Annotated in this window: 14 protein-coding genes; 12 read left to right on the top strand and 2 right to left on the bottom strand. The window is 65.5% G+C overall.

Annotated features, from left to right (window positions below; all coding sequences use genetic code 11):
- Nucleotides 1-63 precede the first annotated feature (63 nt).
- The gene (locus AC1DYL_RS09195; RefSeq protein WP_477172905.1) at nucleotides 64-990 is read right to left on the bottom strand and encodes a tyrosine recombinase XerC; all 927 of its coding nucleotides are present in this window, start codon (nucleotides 988-990) and stop codon (nucleotides 64-66) included.
- Nucleotides 991-1,168: 178 nt separating this feature from the next.
- Between AC1DYL_RS09195 and AC1DYL_RS09190 the strand changes: the two genes are divergently transcribed.
- From AC1DYL_RS09190 to AC1DYL_RS09180, 3 genes are all read left to right on the top strand, one after another.
- Nucleotides 1,169-2,155, top strand: coding sequence for an omptin family outer membrane protease (locus tag AC1DYL_RS09190; RefSeq protein ID WP_477148205.1), 987 nt, complete (start codon nucleotides 1,169-1,171; stop codon nucleotides 2,153-2,155).
- Between the two features lie 99 nt (nucleotides 2,156-2,254).
- Nucleotides 2,255-2,608, top strand: coding sequence for a hypothetical protein (locus AC1DYL_RS09185; RefSeq protein ID WP_477172904.1), 354 nt, complete (start codon nucleotides 2,255-2,257; stop codon nucleotides 2,606-2,608).
- A 69-nt stretch (nucleotides 2,609-2,677) separates the two neighbouring features.
- Nucleotides 2,678-3,343 carry a L,D-transpeptidase gene (locus tag AC1DYL_RS09180; RefSeq protein ID WP_477172903.1) on the top strand — a complete coding sequence of 222 codons (666 nt, stop codon included), beginning with the start codon at nucleotides 2,678-2,680 and terminating at the stop codon, nucleotides 3,341-3,343.
- A 59-nt stretch (nucleotides 3,344-3,402) separates the two neighbouring features.
- Here AC1DYL_RS09180 and AC1DYL_RS09175 read toward each other — a convergent pair whose 3' ends face one another.
- A complete protein-coding gene (locus tag AC1DYL_RS09175; protein ID WP_477148202.1) occupies nucleotides 3,403-3,885 on the bottom strand; it encodes a VOC family protein in 483 nt (160 codons plus the stop codon).
- A gap of 127 nt (nucleotides 3,886-4,012) precedes the next feature.
- Between AC1DYL_RS09175 and AC1DYL_RS09170 the strand changes: the two genes are divergently transcribed.
- The 9 genes from AC1DYL_RS09170 (at nucleotide 4,013) to AC1DYL_RS09130 (ending at nucleotide 16,629) form a co-directional block, all read left to right on the top strand.
- Nucleotides 4,013-6,181 (top strand): primosomal protein N', encoded by a 2,169-nt coding sequence (locus AC1DYL_RS09170; RefSeq protein ID WP_477172902.1) that lies wholly within the window; start codon nucleotides 4,013-4,015, stop codon nucleotides 6,179-6,181.
- 117 nt (nucleotides 6,182-6,298) lie between these two features.
- Nucleotides 6,299-6,760, top strand: coding sequence for a hypothetical protein (locus tag AC1DYL_RS09165; RefSeq protein ID WP_477148200.1), 462 nt, complete (start codon nucleotides 6,299-6,301; stop codon nucleotides 6,758-6,760).
- Nucleotides 6,761-7,016: 256 nt separating this feature from the next.
- A complete protein-coding gene (locus AC1DYL_RS09160; protein WP_477148199.1) occupies nucleotides 7,017-7,577 on the top strand; it encodes a F0F1 ATP synthase subunit delta in 561 nt (186 codons plus the stop codon).
- Nucleotides 7,577-9,112, top strand: a complete 1,536-nt coding sequence (gene atpA, locus AC1DYL_RS09155) for a F0F1 ATP synthase subunit alpha (RefSeq protein WP_477148198.1) — start codon at nucleotides 7,577-7,579, stop codon at nucleotides 9,110-9,112. The genes AC1DYL_RS09160 and atpA overlap by 1 nt, the downstream gene beginning before the upstream one ends.
- 54 nt (nucleotides 9,113-9,166) lie before the next feature.
- Nucleotides 9,167-10,045, top strand: coding sequence for a F0F1 ATP synthase subunit gamma (locus AC1DYL_RS09150; protein ID WP_477172901.1), 879 nt, complete (start codon nucleotides 9,167-9,169; stop codon nucleotides 10,043-10,045).
- A 17-nt stretch (nucleotides 10,046-10,062) separates the two neighbouring features.
- Nucleotides 10,063-11,601 carry a F0F1 ATP synthase subunit beta gene (gene atpD, locus AC1DYL_RS09145; RefSeq protein WP_477148196.1) on the top strand — a complete coding sequence of 513 codons (1,539 nt, stop codon included), beginning with the start codon at nucleotides 10,063-10,065 and terminating at the stop codon, nucleotides 11,599-11,601.
- A 61-nt stretch (nucleotides 11,602-11,662) separates the two neighbouring features.
- Nucleotides 11,663-12,085 carry a F0F1 ATP synthase subunit epsilon gene (locus tag AC1DYL_RS09140; RefSeq protein WP_477148195.1) on the top strand — a complete coding sequence of 141 codons (423 nt, stop codon included), beginning with the start codon at nucleotides 11,663-11,665 and terminating at the stop codon, nucleotides 12,083-12,085.
- 344 nt (nucleotides 12,086-12,429) lie between these two features.
- Complete coding sequence (locus tag AC1DYL_RS09135; RefSeq protein ID WP_477148194.1) at nucleotides 12,430-14,448, top strand: methyl-accepting chemotaxis protein; 2,019 nt, start codon at nucleotides 12,430-12,432, stop codon at nucleotides 14,446-14,448.
- A gap of 129 nt (nucleotides 14,449-14,577) precedes the next feature.
- On the top strand, nucleotides 14,578-16,629 hold the full coding sequence (locus AC1DYL_RS09130) for a methyl-accepting chemotaxis protein (protein ID WP_477172900.1): 2,052 nt from the start codon (nucleotides 14,578-14,580) through the stop codon (nucleotides 16,627-16,629).
- The last annotated feature ends 187 nt before the right edge of the window (nucleotides 16,630-16,816 follow it).

The following is a 16,816-nucleotide window of genomic DNA, read 5'->3' as shown; positions in this document are numbered from 1 at the left end:
TATCGTCTCCCTCCCCCTGCTGAGGGGGGCAGGGGTGGGGGTCGGCTAGCGCCGGGTAAGGAATCAAGCCCGCGGATGGGCCGCTCGGTAGCTCTCCAGCAGGCGCTCCGTATCCACCGCCGTGTAGATCTGCGTGGTCGAGAGCGAGGCGTGGCCCAATAGTTCCTGGATGGCGCGGAGGTCGCCGCCGCGGCCGAGGAGGTGGGTGGCGAAGCTGTGGCGGAGGGCGTGGGGGGTGGCCGAGGGCGGGAGGCCGAGCGCGCCGCGCAGTTGCTGCATGCGCAGCTGGATGAGGCGGGGGGAGAGCGGGCCGCCTTTCTTGCCGCGGAAGACCGGTTCGTTCGGGCCGGGGTGAAACGGGGTGAGGCGGAGATAGGTGTCGATGACCTGGCGCACGGGGGCGATGAGCGGGACGAGGCGGGTCTTGCCGCCCTTGCCGGTGACGCGCAGCGCGCTCGATTCGAGATCGGCGCGGGTGAGGCCGAGGGCTTCGGAAATGCGGAGGCCGGCGCCGTAGCAGAGCGAGATCACGGCCATGTCGCGGGCCGCGACCCACGGGGTGTCCTCGAGCTCGTCGGTGGTGGTGATGGTGGCTTTCGCTTCGAGCACAGTAAGTGCCTTGGGCAGCGATCGCGGTTGCTTGGGGGTGCGGATGGTGTTGAGGGCTTCGGTCGCGAGGACGCCTTCGCGCTCGAGGAAGCCGAAGAAGCTCTTGATGGCAGACAGGGCGCGGGCGAGGGAGCGCGAGCCGAGGCTGTCGTTGCGGCGGGCGGCGAGGAAGGCGCGGATGTCGGGGGCGCGGAGATCGCGGAGCGTGGCGAGGGTCACCTCACCGCCGGTGTGGGCGGCGAGGAAGGTGACGAACTGGCCGAGGTCGCGGAGATAGGCTTCGAGGGTGAGCGGGGCGAGGCGGCGGACGGCGCCGAGGTCGCGTTGCCAGTTGGTGATGTGGGTAGCGAGGGCGGCATCGGTGAGGAGGGCGTGGGACATTGCCGAACTCTGTGCCGAAGCGGTTAGGATTCAGCAAACGTCTTCGGCGTTAGTACTGCATTAAGTATAATTTGTCAGGTTGGCGCGGGTTCGACAGTAGATCGAATCTCGGGGCAATTAACGCATTTCACCTCCGACTTCGTGGGTCGGGTTTTTGGATTTTCAGGGGGCATTTCAAATGAATACTCGCAATGGATTGCGGGGGCTGGCGCTTGCGCTATCGCTGGGCGTGGCGCTGCCCGTCTTGGCGGCGGATCTCGGTGCCGAGGAGACGCTGATCGTCGACGAGCAGGGCATCGTGACGCTGTCGGGCGGTATTGGCATCGTATCGCTCGAAGCGAACGAATATGTCTACGCCGGACCTACTACCGACGTCCGGCTGAGTCACCTGATCTGGCAGAGTACCGCTCCGATGCTAACGGCGGGACTCGACGTGGCGTTACCGGAGGGCTGGACCTTCTCTGCGCAGGCGCAGGTTGCCATGGGCGGTGACAGCTACATGGAAGACTACGATTGGATCTTCCCCTGGGCGACCGGTACTGGCGACGACGACTGGTCGGATCGCTCGCAGCATGATGCGACTGACCTCGAGTGGTACTTCAATGGCTCGGTCCTGCTTGGCCACGACTTCGCCGTCAGCGACAATGTCATCGTCAATGTCAATGGCGGCCTTAAGTATACCGATGTCCAATGGTCCGCCTATGGCGGCGACTTTGTCTACAGCAGCGGTGGCTTCCGAAATGACATCTTCAGCGAAGCCGACAGCACGAAGATGATTACATATCGCCAGACTTTCCCGGCGTTGGTGGCCGGCATCGACGCTGAGGTGGTGGAGGGGGCCTGGACGTTGGGAGCGTCAGCCCACGCCGGACTCACGTTCTACAGCAAGGCTGACGACCAGCACTACCAGACCCTCGTTCCCACGCAGTTCATTGACCATCTTGGGTCGGCACCCTTGGTGTCGGTCGGTGCTTCGGCCACATATCAAATCGCCGATGGTCTCAACGTCTTCGTCTCCGGAACAGCTGAGAAGATCTTCACCGGGCGCGGCAATGAGTATGTCTACGATATGACTGACGGCAGCCTGGATCTGATCGCCCCAGACATGGGCGGTGGCGATCTGTTCGCCGCCACCCTGTCGGCAGGCCTCAAGGGCACGTTCTGATCTGACCAACCCCATGGTGCAGGTCGACTGTTGCCGATCTGCACCACCACATCCTCGAACCCGCCCGTGCCCAACACACGGGCGTGAGGTGCCCTTTGCGTGCCGTATTTGCGGGGCTATCCGGACGGCATGCATCGGTTCACGGCCTTTTTGACGCTCTGCGTCGCGCTGCTCGCGCTGTTGAGCCCCAGCTTTGCCGCCGGGGACTGCATCGCCAATGGCGGGCTGCCGTCGGTGAGCACCAGCCATGATGGCGGGCCGACGCAGTTGCCGAACCCGTGCGAGATGCAGGGCGGCAAGCGGGTGATGCCGGTGCAGCCGGATTTCGGCAGTCACGCGCAGGTCGAAGTGCCGCGCGCGACGTCGGCGCAATGGGCCCTGGGTCTCGCCGACCAGCCGATGCGGCAGGGGCGGGCGACGCTGGCGGAACTGCCGCCGCCGCGACTGGGCTAAGCCCCTCCGACACCGTCACCTCCCTTTATGCCAACGCGGCCCCTCTCCGGCCGCCAACGAGATTTTGCCATGACTGAACTGATTATCGGCCGCCGGGCGCTGCTCGCCGGGGCGGCGAGCTTTGCGGCTCTTGCTCTGGCTGGCTATGCCACCTCCGGCAGCCCGCGGCTCGAAGCCGAAACCACGCAGGTTCCAGCCGACGTGCTGGCAACCTATGCGGCGCTGCCGAACGAGCGCTTCCCCATCCCGGCGGCGCGGATCGACCTGGTCGATCCGCAATACTGGCGGCAGGTGGTGGACGATCCGACCGGCGAACGGCCGGGCACCATCGTCGTCGATACCTCGACGCGCTTCCTCTACCTGGTGCTTGAGGGGGGCAAGGCGATGCGCTATGGCGTCGGTATCGGTCGCGACGGCTTTGCGTGGTCGGGGCGCGCCTATGTCGGCTACAAGCGCGAATGGCCGACCTGGACGCCGCCATCCGAGATGATCGCGCGGCAGCCGGAGCTCGAGCAGTATCGGCACGGCATGGCGCCGGGGTTCGAGAACCCGCTCGGGGCGCGGGCGCTGTATATCTTCCAAGGCGGCAAGGACACGATCTATCGGCTGCACGGCAACCCGGATGCGACCTCGATCGGCAAGGCGGTGTCGTCGGGATGTGTGCGGCTGCTCAACCAGGACGTGATTGACCTCTATGAGCGGGCGCCGTCGGGATCGCCGATTTTGGTGATCTGAGGCGGGGTGACGCCGGTGGGCTGGGCGAGAAGGTGCGGGACCGGTAGGTCCCGCACACCTCAATGCTTCAGCGCTTCGACCAACGAGTGCTGGACGTAGTTCATCGGCTCGGACCAGCGCGGGTCGCTCCAGCGCTCCTGCATCTCTGTCTCCGAGACCTCTTCGACGCGCTGCTGCAGCCACCAGATGTTGCCGAGGGGGTCGCGGACGCGGGCGACGCGGTCGCCGAAGGCCAGAAGCGTCGGCTTCGTGACCTCGGTGGCGCCGGCTTCGAGGGCCTTGGCAAAGCCCTTCCGCGCATCGTCGACGAAGAGGCGGATGAAAGCGGGCATCGGGTCGATGCCGGCGGGGGCGTCGAAGGCCATCACCACCGCGTCGCCGATGCGAATCTCGGCGTGGCCGATGCTGCCATCCTCGTTCGGCACTCGCGCCAGTTCGGTGCCATCGAAGGCGGCGACAAGGAAATCGATCAGTTGCGGGGTGTCGGCAGAAATGATCCACGGCGTGACGGTGGTGTAGCCTTCGGGAATCGTGCTGGGCATGGGACGCTCCTCATGTGGTTGGGCACGTATCGTATGAACCGAGACTGCTGACAGAACGCGGCAGGAGCCAAAGAGTTGGGGAATGGTCTTGCAATTCCCATCTCAGCCGTGAACAAAGCAGGCACAGATGGAAAAGTCCCCCGACATCGTGGCGGTGATGGTGAGCGTGTCGGTCGACGGACCGTACAGCTATCGCGTGCCGTATGGGATGGAGGTGCAGCGCGGCTCGATCGTGGCGGTGCCGCTGGTCGGGCGGTTGACGCTGGGGGTGGTCTGGGGGGCGCCCAAGGACAATTATGCGCACAACCGGCTGAAGGACATCGCGCAGGTCTACGACACGCCGCCGCTTTCGGAAGAGCTGCTGAAGACGGTCGACTGGGTGTCGAAATATACGCTGGCGGCACCGGGGCTGGTGCTACGGAGCGTGCTGCGCTCGACCGAGGCGCTGGAGCCGGAGCGGCAGATCACGGCGTTCCGGCTGACCGGGGTGGAGCCGGACATGCTGACCAAATCGCGCGAGAAGGTGCTCGACCTGCTGATGGACGGGCAGGCCTGGGCCAAGGTGGCGATTACCGGGGCGGCGGGCGTTTCGGCTTCGGTGGTCGAGGGGCTGGAGAAGGCCGGGGCGCTGGAGCGGATCGAGATGCCGCCTCCGCCGATCGCACTGCCGCCCGATCCGGATGCCGATCCGCCGGTGCTCAGCGAGGAGCAGGCGGCGGCGCTCAAGCAGATCCGTGAGATCGATGCCGGCGAGTTCGGGGTGGCGCTGCTCGATGGGGTGACCGGCGGCGGCAAGACCGAAGTGTTCTTCGAGGCGGTGGCCGATACACTTAGGGCGGGGCGGCAGGCGCTGGTGCTGTTGCCCGAGATTGCGCTGACCAACACGTTCGTCGAGCGCTTCACCAAGCGGTTCGGCACGCGGCCGGCCGAGTGGCACTCGGACATGACGCCGGCGCAGCGGGCGCGGACATGGCGCAGCGTGCTCAGCGGCGACGTGCGGGTGGTGCTGGGGGCGCGCTCGGCGCTGTTTCTGCCGTTCCGCGAACTCGGGCTGGTGGTGCTCGACGAGGAGCATGACGGGGCGTTCAAGCAATATGACGGGGTGAACTACCACGCCCGCGACATGGCGGTGGTGCGGGCGCGGCTGGCCGATGCGCGGGTGATCCTCAGTTCGGCAACGCCGTCGGTGGAGAGCCGGAACAATGCCAATCTGGGGCGCTACAAGCATGTGCTGCTGACCTCGCGTTTCGCCGAGGCGGTGCTGCCGGACATCGTACCGATCGATATGCGCGAGGACCCGCCGGAGAAGGGGCAGTGGATCGCGCCGCAGCTGGCACGCGAAGTGTTCGCGACGCTCGACCGGGGCGAGCAGGCGCTGCTGTTCCTCAATCGGCGGGGCTACGCGCCGCTGACGCTGTGCAAGGCGTGCGGGCATCAGTACCAGTGCCCGGATTGCTCGGCCTGGCTGGTCGAGCATCGGTTCCGCGGCGTCTTGATGTGCCATCATTGCGGACACGAGCAGCGGGTGCCGAAGAGCTGCGGTGCCTGCGGGGCGGTCGATTCGCTAACGCCGATCGGGCCGGGGATCGAGCGGGTGGCCGAGGAAGCGGCGGAACGCTTTCCGGGCGCGCGGATGGTGATCCTCTCGTCCGACATGGGCTCGAACGCGCAGCTCAAGGAGCGGTTCGCCGAGATCGAGCGCGGCGAGTACGACCTGGTGGTGGGCACGCAGCTGGTGGCCAAGGGGCACCATTTCGAGAAGCTGACACTGGTGGGCGTGCTCGACGCCGATCTTGGGCTCGATCGCGGTGATCCGCGGGCGGCGGAGCGGACGTTCCAGATTTTGACGCAGGTGACGGGGCGGGCGGGGCGGGCCAACCGGGCGGGGAAGGCGTTCCTCCAGACCTATCATCCGGATCATCCTGTGATGAAGGCGATGGTCAGGGGTGACCGCGAAGCGTTCTACAAGCACGAGCTGCTGGCGCGCGAGGCGGGCGGGTTGCCGCCGTTCGGGCGGCTGGCGGCATTGATCGTTTCGGCCAACGAGCACGACCCGGCTTTCGCCTATGCCAAGCAACTGCTCAGCGTGGCGCCGCTGGCCGAGGGGCTGAAGCTGTTCGGGCCGGCCGATGCGCCGATCTCGATGATCCGCGGCCGGCATCGGGTGCGGCTGCTGGTGCAATCGGGCAAGGATTTCGACCTCTCGGGCTACGTGCGGTTCTGGCTGGAGCAGGGGCCCAAGACGACGGGGAACCTCAGGGTGCAGGTGGATATCGATCCGCAGAGCTTTCTCTAGGCCATCCCGTTGCGGCTTCTACTGATCAGGTGAAGCCCTGATTGTGTTGCCGTTCCGACCGGCTTCCTAGTCATCGTCCCGGATCGGGCGATCCGGAAGTGATTGGGGGATATCGGCATGGACTGGCTGAGCGGAAGCGCGCCTTTCGTGATGTGGGGCGCAATCATCGTATTCAACATCGCAATCATCCAACTGCTGCGGACGTGCCTGGTCGGCATCGATATCCAGGCGGCACTGAGCGAAAAGGGGCCGGTGGCGGTCGTCCAGACCAGCATGACGAAGCAGACCGTGCCAACCGATGCCGGTGGCCAGCTGCAGACTGAGGAAAAGAAGGAGAAGCAATCGACGCCCGGGCCGAGTGGCGAGACGAGCTACAGCCGCGTTTCGGGCATGGTTGGGGCTGTGGTTCTGGCCTGCTTCATCTGGGCGTTGGGGAACGTCGTGCTGTTCAAGGCCTTCACCGCGCCCGCCGAGGTCGGCACGATGCTGCAGGGATTGAGTGGTTTCTTCCTCGCCGGAGCGTCGCTGTTCGCACCCTATGCGTTCAACCAGTTGAGCGCCGCTTTCAAGCCTAACTAGCCCAAAGCGACGAGCCCTCGGACAAGGCGCACGCCGACCGCAATCGCAGCGGCCGGCGCTCGTGCTTTTCCCCTGCGACAAAACTCCCCGAAAGACTCGTGTCCCGGTGCCTTGCGATGCCCAAGATCGCATGTTAGAGGGGGCGCGAAATCCGGGGGGCTATCCGCTTTTCCCTGGCGAACAATCATAAGCGACAGCAGCCTCCGGCGCCTCTACTGGCCGGGTCCGGGTTGCGCAGCACGAGGGTGTCGGGGCATTGGCAGCGCAGAATTCAGTGCTTACCCAGATCGCGCGGCCGTATGCGTCGGCGCTCTACGATCTCGCCGCAGCCGACGGTTCCGTCGCAGCGGTTGAGCAAGGGCTGGTGAACCTGCTGGCACTGGCCGAGGAAAGCCCTGATTTTTCCAGGTTCCTCCGCTCGCCGGTGATCAATACCGAGGAAAAGGCGCAGGCGATCCACGCTGTGCTGGAGCGCGCCAAGGCGCACAGCACGGTGGGCAATTTCGTCAAGGTCGTGGCCCGCAACGGCCGGCTGTTTGCGCTGCCCGAGATCATCAAGGCTTTCCGCGAGCGCGCTGCTGATGCGCGCGGCGAAGTGACTGCAGATGTGACTTCGGCGACGGCGCTCAGCGCTGCGCAGATCAAGACGCTGGCCGATACGCTCAAGGCGAAGATCGGCAAGTCCGTCACGCTCAACCAACATGTCGATCCCAGCCTGATCGGTGGCCTCGTGGTCAAGGTCGGTAGCCAGATGATCGACAGCTCACTCAAAACCAAGCTCACGGCGATGAAGATCGCGATGAAAGAGGTCGGATAATGGATATCAAAGCCGCGGAAATCTCTGCGATCCTCAAGGAGCAGATTCAGAATTTCGGCCAGGAAGCGGAAGTTTCCGAAGTTGGTCAGGTTCTGTCGGTTGGCGACGGTATCGCCCGTGTCTATGGCCTCGACAACGTGCAGGCCGGTGAGCTCGTCGAGTTCCCGGGCGGCATCAAGGGCATGGCGCTGAACCTCGAAACCGACAATGTCGGCGTCGTGCTGTTCGGCAATGACCGCGGCATCAAGGAAGGCGACGTCGCAAAGCGTACCGGCGCCATCGTTGACACCCCGGTGGGCAAGGAGCTGCTCGGCCGCGTGGTCGACGCGCTCGGCAACCCGATCGACGGCAAGGGGCCGCTGAAGGCCAAGGAACGCCGCCGCGTTGACGTGAAGGCCCCGGGCATCCTGCCGCGGAAGTCCGTGCATGAGCCGATGTCGACCGGCCTCAAGGCCATCGACGCGCTGATCCCGATCGGCCGTGGCCAGCGCGAGCTGATCATTGGCGACCGCCAGACCGGCAAGACCGCCGTTATTCTCGACACCTTCCTGAACCAGAAGCCGGCGCACGCTTCCAACGCTCCCGAGAGCGAGAAGCTGTACTGCATCTACGTCGCCGTCGGTCAGAAGCGCTCGACCGTGGCGCAGTTCGTCAAGGTGCTGGAAGATGCCGGCGCGCTGGAATACTCGATCGTCATCGCGGCGACCGCTTCCGATCCGGCCCCGATGCAGTTCCTCGCGCCGATGACCGGCGCCGCCATCGGCGAATATTTCCGCGACAACGGCATGCACGCTGTGATCGCCTATGACGATCTGACCAAGCAGGCCGTCGCCTACCGCCAGATGTCACTGCTGCTGCGCCGTCCGCCGGGCCGCGAAGCCTATCCGGGCGACGTGTTCTACCTGCACTCGCGCCTGCTCGAGCGCGCCGCCAAGCTCAACGAAGAGCATGGCTCGGGTTCGCTCACCGCGCTGCCGGTTATCGAAACCCAGGCGAACGACGTGTCGGCCTACATTCCGACCAACGTGATTTCGATCACCGACGGCCAGATCTTCCTCGAGACGAACCTGTTCTTCCAGGGCATCCGCCCGGCGGTGAACGTCGGTATCTCGGTGTCGCGTGTGGGTGGTAACGCCCAGATCAAGGCGATGAAGCAGGTTGCCGGCTCGCTCAAGGGTGAGCTCAGCCAGTATCGCGAAATGGCCGCGTTCGCGCAGTTCGGTTCCGATCTCGACGCTGCCACGCAGCGCCTGCTGAACCGCGGTGCCCGCCTGACGGAACTGCTGAAGCAGCCGCAGTTCTCGCCGCTGAAGCCGGAAGAAGAAGTCGCGGTGATCTTTGCCGGTGGCCAGGGCTACCTGGACGACCTGCCGGTCTCGGCGGTCGGTGCGTTCGAAGCGGGCCTCCTCGGTGCGCTCCGTTCGAAGCATGCCGACGTGCTGACGGCGATCGCCAAGGAGAAGGCGCTGTCGGATGACCTCCGCGCCAAGCTCAAGTCGGCGATCGACGGCTTCAAGAAGACGTTCCAGGCCTAAGGCCAATACTGGCGCGCGACCGTTCCGGTCGCGCATGGGGAGTAAAGTGGCCCGATGGCTTCGCTAAAGGACCTCAAGAACCGGATCGCCTCGGTCAAGTCGACCCAGAAGATCACCAAGGCCATGCAGATGGTGGCAGCGGCGAAGCTTCGGCGCGCACAGGAAGCCGCCGAGGCGGCGCGTCCCTATGCCGAGCGCATGGGGAACGTGCTGGCGGCGCTCGGCGCAGCCTATGCCGGCCGCGAGGACGCTCCGGCGCTGCTCGCCGGGACCGGCAAGGACCAGGTGCACCTGCTGGTCGTGGCGACGGGCGAGCGTGGTCTGGCCGGTGGTTTCAACTCGTCGATTGCGCGCCTGGCGCGTGAAACGGCGCAGAAGCTGCTCGGTGAAGGCAAGGCGGTGAAGATCCTCACCGTCGGCCGCAAGGGCAACGACATCCTGAAGCGGACGCTCGGCGACAAGATCGTCGAGGCGGTCTCGTTCCGCGAAGTGCGGACGCTCGGCTATGCCAACGCTGCGACGGTCGGCGAGAAGGTCCTCGCCATGTATGCGGCGGGCGAGTTCGACGTGGCGACGCTGTTCTACGCGCGCTTCAAGTCGGTGATCGCGCAGATCCCGACTGCGCACCAGCTGATCCCGGCGAAGTTCGAGGCTCCGGCCGAGGGTGCCGCCGAGACGCTGAGCTACGAGTACGAGCCGGACGAGGAAGCGATCCTCGAGGACCTGCTGCCGCGCAACATCTCGGTGCAGATCTTCCGGGCGCTGCTCGAAAACAACGCATCGTTCTTTGGGGCGCAGATGAGCGCCATGGACAACGCGACGCGCAATGCCGGCGACATGATCAAGCGGCTGACACTGGTCTACAACCGGCAGCGCCAGGCCCAGATCACCAAAGAACTCATCGAAATCATTTCGGGCGCGGAAGCGCTCTAGCAGGAACGAGGTAAATCATGGCCCGCGCAGCGACTGCAGCAAAAGCCCCGGCGACCGACAAGGCTCCCGCCGCCAAGAAAGCCCCGGCCCGCAAGGCCGCTTCGACCACCGTGGTCTCGACCTCCGGCAAGCCGGTGGGCAAAGTCTCGCAGGTGATCGGCGCCGTGGTGGACGTGACCTTCGAGGGTCACCTGCCGGCGATCCTGAACGCGCTGGAAGTCGACAATAACGGCAGCCGGCTGGTGCTCGAAGTTGCGCAGCACCTCGGCGAAAACGCCGTGCGCACCATCGCGATGGATACGACCGAAGGTCTGGTTCGCGGCGCGCCCGTGGCCGATACCGGCGAGCCGATCTCGGTGCCGGTGGGCGACGAGACGCTGGGCCGCATCATGAACGTCATCGGCGAACCGGTGGACGAAGCCGGCCCGGTGGTCACCAAGGCCCGTCGCGCCATCCACCAGGAAGCGCCGAGCTTCGTCGAGCAGGCTTCGGAAGCGCAGATCCTCGTCACCGGCATCAAGGTGGTGGACCTCCTGGCCCCGTACGCACGCGGCGGCAAGATCGGCCTGTTCGGCGGCGCCGGCGTGGGCAAGACTGTGCTGATCCAGGAACTGATCAACAACGTCGCCAAGGCGCACGGTGGTTATTCGGTGTTCGCCGGCGTGGGTGAGCGTACCCGCGAGGGCAACGACCTCTACCACGAAATGATCGAGTCCGGCGTGAACAAGGACCCGCACGAGAACAACGGCTCGACCGCCGGTTCGAAGTGCGCCCTGGTGTTCGGCCAGATGAACGAGCCGCCGGGCGCCCGTGCCCGCGTCGCGCTTTCGGGCCTGACCGTCGCCGAGCACTTCCGCGACCAGGGCCAGGACGTGCTGTTCTTCATCGACAACATCTTCCGCTTCACCCAGGCAGGCTCGGAAATGTCGGCTCTGCTCGGCCGTATTCCTTCCGCCGTGGGTTATCAGCCGACGCTCGCCACCGACATGGGCGCGCTGCAGGAACGCATCACCACGACCAACAAGGGCTCGATCACTTCGGTGCAGGCGATTTACGTGCCGGCCGACGACTTGACCGACCCGGCGCCGGCGACCTCGTTCGCGCACCTTGACGCGCAGACCGTGCTGAACCGCGCGATCTCCGAAAAGGGCATCTACCCGGCCGTGGATCCGCTCGACTCCAACTCGCGCATGCTCTCGGCCAACATCGTCGGCGAGGAGCACTACAACGTCGCCCGCCGCGTGCAGGAAATCCTCCAGCGCTACAAGTCGCTGCAGGACATCATCGCGATCCTGGGCATGGACGAGCTTTCCGAAGAGGACAAGCTGACCGTGGCGCGCGCCCGCAAGATCGAGCGCTTCATGAGCCAGCCGTTCTTCGTGGCCGAGGCGTTCACCGGTACGCCGGGCATCTTCGTGGCGCTCGAAGACACCATCAAGGGCTTCAAGGGCCTCGTCGATGGCCAGTACGACCACCTCCCGGAAGCCGCCTTCTACATGGTCGGCACCATCGAGGACGCGGTCAAGAAGGCCCAGAAGCTGGCTGCCGCAGCCTAAGCTTCACTGACGTACTCGGGTTCGCCTTCGGGCGGACCCTGATCATCGCAAAGGCAGGACCATGGCCGAAGGCACCAAACTCGAAATCGTCTCGCCCGAGCGGCTGCTGCTCTCGGAGACCGTGAAGTCGGTGACCGTGCCGGGCGCCGACGGCTATTTCACCGTGCTGGGCGACCACGCGCCGCTGATGACGACGCTGAAGCCGGGCTTCGTGACGGTGGTCCGCAATGACGGGATCAGCCACGTCTACTACGTGCGCGGCGGCTTCGCGGACGTCTCGCCGGAAGGGCTGACCATTCTCGCCGAAGAGGCGCAGGACATTGCCGAATTCGACCGCGCCAAGATCGAAGGGCTGATCGCCGCCGGGCTAACCGCCCAGCAGGCCGCGACCACCGCCGAAGACGAGATGCGGCTGCAGGCGGAAATCGATGGCTGGCGGAACCTCCTGCTCGACGCCTCGGTCGGGACCAGCACCGCGCACTGAGCGGACGGCAGATACCGAATTCAAACGGGCGTCCCCAGGGGCGCCCGTTTTGCTTTGCGGGCGGCCGCGACGACACCTCCGAGGAGGGGGCGCCCTCCAAATATGACTTCCCCTGTCCTAAATGCGCGTTCGGAATCTATTCACCAACCCTTAAGGCAAACTGCGTAATTGTCGGCATCGGGAATGCAGCAAGACTAACCGCGCCGGGGCCAGGACAGCCACGGCTAATAGTGGAGCCGCGCCCAATTGATCACCAGTCCTAAGCCGTTCAGCGGAAGCGATTCCGAACGCGCTCAGTCGTGCCCCGTCGTCGTCCACTCCAGAATCAGAGCGAGCGCAGCAGAATGAAGATCCGGACCCGCCTTTTCCTTATCGTCGCCGTCATGGGCCTGGTTGTTTCAGTCATCGGCGGGCTCGCCCTGTTCGTGACGACGTCGTTCACCGAGCGCACGCAGCAGCTCGAGGCGGCGTCGCAGCGGGCGTTCAACGGCGAGCATCTCAATCGGCTGGTGACGGCCGTGGTGATGGACGCGCGCGGCATCTATGCATCGCCCAACGTCGAGAAGGCGGCGCCGTTCGCCGAGGGGCTGCTGAAGTCGCTCGACAAGATCGACGCGCACCTCGCCGAGTGGCAGCCGCTGGTGCCGGCGGCCGACCGGGCGGCGTTCGACCAGGTGGTGGCCCGCACGGCGGAGTTCCGCCAGTTCCGTGCCGAAACCGCGCGCCTTGCGACGATCGATCCGGCGCAGGCCAACGCGCAGGGCAACAACGACGCCAACCGCGCCAACCGCAAGGCCTACCAGGGCGAGATTGACGCCGTGGTGGAGAATGACCAGGCGCAGTTCGACGCGATCAAAGCCGATATCGGCAGCTTCGAGGCGCTGATCCTGCCGGTGGTGGCTGGCGCAACGATCCTCGGGCTACTCGCCGGTGTGGGCGCAGCGATCTATGTCGGCACGCGCTATGTGTCGCGGCCGCTGACGCGGGTTACCGAGACGATGGCACGGCTGGCCGGCGGTGACCTCAGCGTAGACGTGCCCTATGCCGGCGAGAAGAACGAGATCGGCCAGATGGCGGCCGCGGTGCAGGTGTTCAAGGAGAACGGCATCCGCGTTGCCGAATTGAACGAGGACGAGCGGACGCGGCATGAGAAGGCGGCCGAGCGCGCCGCGATGATGATGAGCTTCCAGAACGCGTTCGACGGGGTGGTGGCGGCGACGCTGAAGGGCGACCTGAAGCACCGCATCGACGCGCACTTCGCCGATGCCGACATCGAACGCATCGCCAAGAACTTCAATGGGCTGATGGACACCGTGGCGAGCGGTCTCAACGAGGCGGGTGACGTGCTCGAAGCGCTGGCCGACGCCGACCTGACCCGGCGCATGGACGGCAATTACGAAGGCGAGTTCGCGCGGCTGAAGCACAACACCAACACGGTGGCGGAGAAGCTGACCGATATCGTGACGCAGCTGAAAAAGACCTCGTTCGACCTGAAGACCGCGACCGGCGAGATCCTGTCAGGCGCCAACGACCTCAGCGAGCGCACCACCAAGCAGGCGGCGACGATCGAGGAGACCTCGGCGGCTATGGAGCAGTTGGCGACGACGGTGCTGGCCAATGCGCAGCGGGCGGCCGGAGCGTCGGAGAATGCCGGGCAGGTGACGACGACGGCGGAAGCCGGCGGGGCGGTGATGCTCAGCGCCAATGCGGCGATGGGGCGGATCACCGAGAGCTCGGCGAAGATTTCGAACATCATCGGGCTGATCGACGACATCGCGTTCCAGACCAACCTCCTGGCGCTCAACGCTTCGGTGGAAGCGGCGCGGGCCGGTGATGCGGGCAAGGGCTTCGCGGTCGTGGCGGTGGAAGTGCGCCGGCTGGCGCAATCGGCGGCCAGTGCCTCGAGCGAGGTGAAGGCGCTGATCGAGCAATCGGCCAATGAAGTGCAGGGCGGCTCGCGGCTCGTGGCCGAGGCAGCGGCCAAGCTCGAGCAGATGCTGGTGGCGGTGCGCGGCAATCGCGAACTGCTCGAGGGCATCGCACAGGACAGCCGCGAGCAGGCTTCGGCGATCGAGGAGGTCAATACCGCGGTCCGCCAGATGGACGAGATGACCCAGCACAACGCGGCGCTTGTCGAAGAAACGAACGCCGCGATCGAGCAGACCGAGGCGCAGGCCAGCGAGCTCGACCGGATCGTTGCGGTGTTCACCGTGGACGCCCAGGCCGAGGCGGTGGCACCAGTGGTGGAACTGCAGCCGGCCCGCGGCGTCAAGGCGCTGGAGCAGCGCGTGAAGGCGGCGGCGAAGACCTATCTCAGCCGCGGCAACACCGCGATCAAGACCGACGACTGGGCAGAATTTTAGCCCCCGCCGGGGATTTCAACTACGCATTAACCGCTAGAGCGCACCTTTCGTTAACGACGGGACGCGCGCCGGCCGCGTGCGTTTTCCGGGCCGCCAGAAGGCGGGGGCGTCGGCCGACGGAACTTCAGAATGAAGAACAAGGATACTGCCGGCGCGGAGACGACGGCGCCGGAATACGGCGCGCCGACAAAGCCGGCAAACGGGGTCCGGCTCAGGACCCTGGTGTTCGGCCTGTCGGCTACGCTGATGCTGATCGGTGTCGTGGTGGCCGGAGCGAGCTTCTACGTCTCCTCCGAATTCAAGCAATCGGGGAAGACCTCCGAGACGATGATGACGTCGATGCGGGCGCACATGACCGCGGACATGCTGCATGACAGCATGCGCGGCATCGTGTTCCGCGGGCTCTATGCCGGCGTTAGCGGCGACGTTGAAATGGCCAGGGACGCTTACAGCGAGGTGATGAGCTATGGCGCTTCGTTCCGACAGGCGATCGACTCGCAGAACGCACTGGATCTGCCCGAGAGCATCAAGAACGCGCTCGATGAGGTGAAGGCGCCGCTCGATGCGTACATCAACGCGGCCACCGCACTGGTCGGCAAGGTCAACAAGCTCGACGTAGCCGGCGCCACGGCCGATCTCGCGGCGTTCGATGGGAGCTTCGAGACCTTGGAAGGCCAGATGTCGGCAATCTCGGATGCGATCGAGGCGGCCAATATCGCGCAGTTGCGCGCCGCGGAGCGCAATGCGCTGTTCTCGGACGTCGCCACCTGGGGCGGCCTGGTGCTGATCCTCGGGCTGGCACTTGCCACGATGCTGCTGGCGCAGCGCTTCGTCGCCAAGCCGCTGGCGAACATGACCGACGGCTTCCGCCGCCTTTCCGAGGGCGACCTCGAGGTGACGGTGGACGCGAGCCATAGGGTTGCCGAGGTGAACGGGCTCGGCAAGGTGCTCGGAATCTTCCGCGAAGCTCTGCGCAATCGCGACCTGCTGGCAGGCGAGGCGGCTGCGACGGCCAAGGTGACGGTGGCGCGGGCCGATGCGGCGGCGGCACTGAACCGGGAGATCGGCGATGCTGTCGGCGCAGCCCTCGACGGCGACTTCAGCCGCCGGGTGAGTGACGAGTTTGCCGATGAGGACCTGCGGACGCTGGCGTACAGCGTGAACCAGCTGATCGAAACGGTAGATGCTTCGATCGGCGAGACCGGGCAGGTGCTTGGAGCGCTGGCGCAGGCGGACCTGACGCGGCGCATGGAAGGCAGTTATTCGGGATCGCTGAAGAAGCTGATGGACGACACCAATGCGGTGGGCGACCGGCTGACCGAGGTGGTGACGAACCTGCGCTCGACCTCGCGCTCCCTGAAAGTGGCGACGGGCGAAATCCTGTCGGGCGCCAACGACCTCAGTGAACGCACCACCAAGCAGGCGGCGACCATCGAGGAGACCTCGGCGGCGATGGAGCAGCTGGCGGTGACGGTGCTGGAGAATGCCAAGCGCGCGGAATCGGCGAGCAGCAACGCCGCCGATGTGTCGCGTACCGCAGAGCAGGGCGGCGAGGTAATGCGCGAGGCGACTGCGGCGATGGAGCGGATCACGCAATCGTCGGCGAAGATCTCCAACATTATCGGGCTGATCGACGACATCGCGTTCCAGACGAACCTGTTGGCTCTCAATGCCTCAGTGGAAGCGGCGCGGGCGGGTGATGCGGGCAAGGGCTTTGCCGTCGTCGCAGTGGAAGTGCGGCGGCTGGCGCAATCTGCCGCCAGTGCCTCGAGCGAGGTAAAGGTGCTGATCGAACAATCGGGGACGGAAGTCGCCCGCGGTTCGAAGCTGGTGGCGGAGGCGGCGGCCAAGCTTGGGGTGATGCTGGAGGGCGCGCGCACCAACTACGAGCTGCTGCAGGGCATTGCCGGCGAAAGCCGGGCCCAGGCCTCCTCGATCGAGGAGGTGAACGTTGCCGTGCGGACGCTGGATGAGATGACGCAGCACAACGCCGCGCTGGTCGAGCAGACCAATGCGGCTATCGAGCAGACAGAATCGCAGGCGGGCGAACTCGACCGCATCGTCGACGTCTTCACGGTGAGCGAAGCGAGCGTGGCGGCGCCGGTACCCCGGGCGACAGCGCGGCGCGCCTACCTCACCCAGGGCAACGCAGCGATCAAGGCGGACTGGGACGAGTTCTAGTGGCCAATGAGCCTCGATAGCTGGTGAAAGAGCGCCTTCCGGCGCTCTTTTTCGTTTGAGCGGCGGAATATCATCCAACGGGTCGCCAAAGTACGCACTGGCCCGTATCTGAGCAATAGCTGCTCTCCCTCCCCCGATAGGTAAACCTCATGGTGTACCGCGGGTTAATGCGCACCACCGGCTTGGA

This window comes from Devosia sp. P1_H9 (assembly GCF_056405135.1).
The sequence above is the reverse complement of the archived record's forward strand: the minus strand, read 5'-3'. Positions and strand labels throughout refer to the sequence as shown.

Excerpts from the sequence above, each read along its gene's own strand:
- AC1DYL_RS09130 (WP_477172900.1), top strand. The coding sequence starts at position 14,578 with ATGAAGAACAAGGATACTGCCGGCGCGGAGACGACGGCGCCGGAATAC.
- AC1DYL_RS09165 (WP_477148200.1), top strand. The coding sequence starts at position 6,299 with ATGGACTGGCTGAGCGGAAGCGCGCCTTTCGTGATGTGGGGCGCAATC.
- atpA (WP_477148198.1), top strand. The coding sequence starts at position 7,577 with ATGGATATCAAAGCCGCGGAAATCTCTGCGATCCTCAAGGAGCAGATT.
- AC1DYL_RS09195 (WP_477172905.1), bottom strand. The coding sequence starts at position 990 with ATGTCCCACGCCCTCCTCACCGATGCCGCCCTCGCTACCCACATCACC.
- AC1DYL_RS09175 (WP_477148202.1), bottom strand. The coding sequence starts at position 3,885 with ATGCCCAGCACGATTCCCGAAGGCTACACCACCGTCACGCCGTGGATC.
- AC1DYL_RS09170 (WP_477172902.1), top strand. The coding sequence starts at position 4,013 with ATGGAAAAGTCCCCCGACATCGTGGCGGTGATGGTGAGCGTGTCGGTC.
- AC1DYL_RS09150 (WP_477172901.1), top strand. The coding sequence starts at position 9,167 with ATGGCTTCGCTAAAGGACCTCAAGAACCGGATCGCCTCGGTCAAGTCG.
- AC1DYL_RS09140 (WP_477148195.1), top strand. The coding sequence starts at position 11,663 with ATGGCCGAAGGCACCAAACTCGAAATCGTCTCGCCCGAGCGGCTGCTG.
- AC1DYL_RS09190 (WP_477148205.1), top strand. The coding sequence starts at position 1,169 with ATGAATACTCGCAATGGATTGCGGGGGCTGGCGCTTGCGCTATCGCTG.
- AC1DYL_RS09135 (WP_477148194.1), top strand. The coding sequence starts at position 12,430 with ATGAAGATCCGGACCCGCCTTTTCCTTATCGTCGCCGTCATGGGCCTG.
- AC1DYL_RS09180 (WP_477172903.1), top strand. The coding sequence starts at position 2,678 with ATGACTGAACTGATTATCGGCCGCCGGGCGCTGCTCGCCGGGGCGGCG.
- atpD (WP_477148196.1), top strand. The coding sequence starts at position 10,063 with ATGGCCCGCGCAGCGACTGCAGCAAAAGCCCCGGCGACCGACAAGGCT.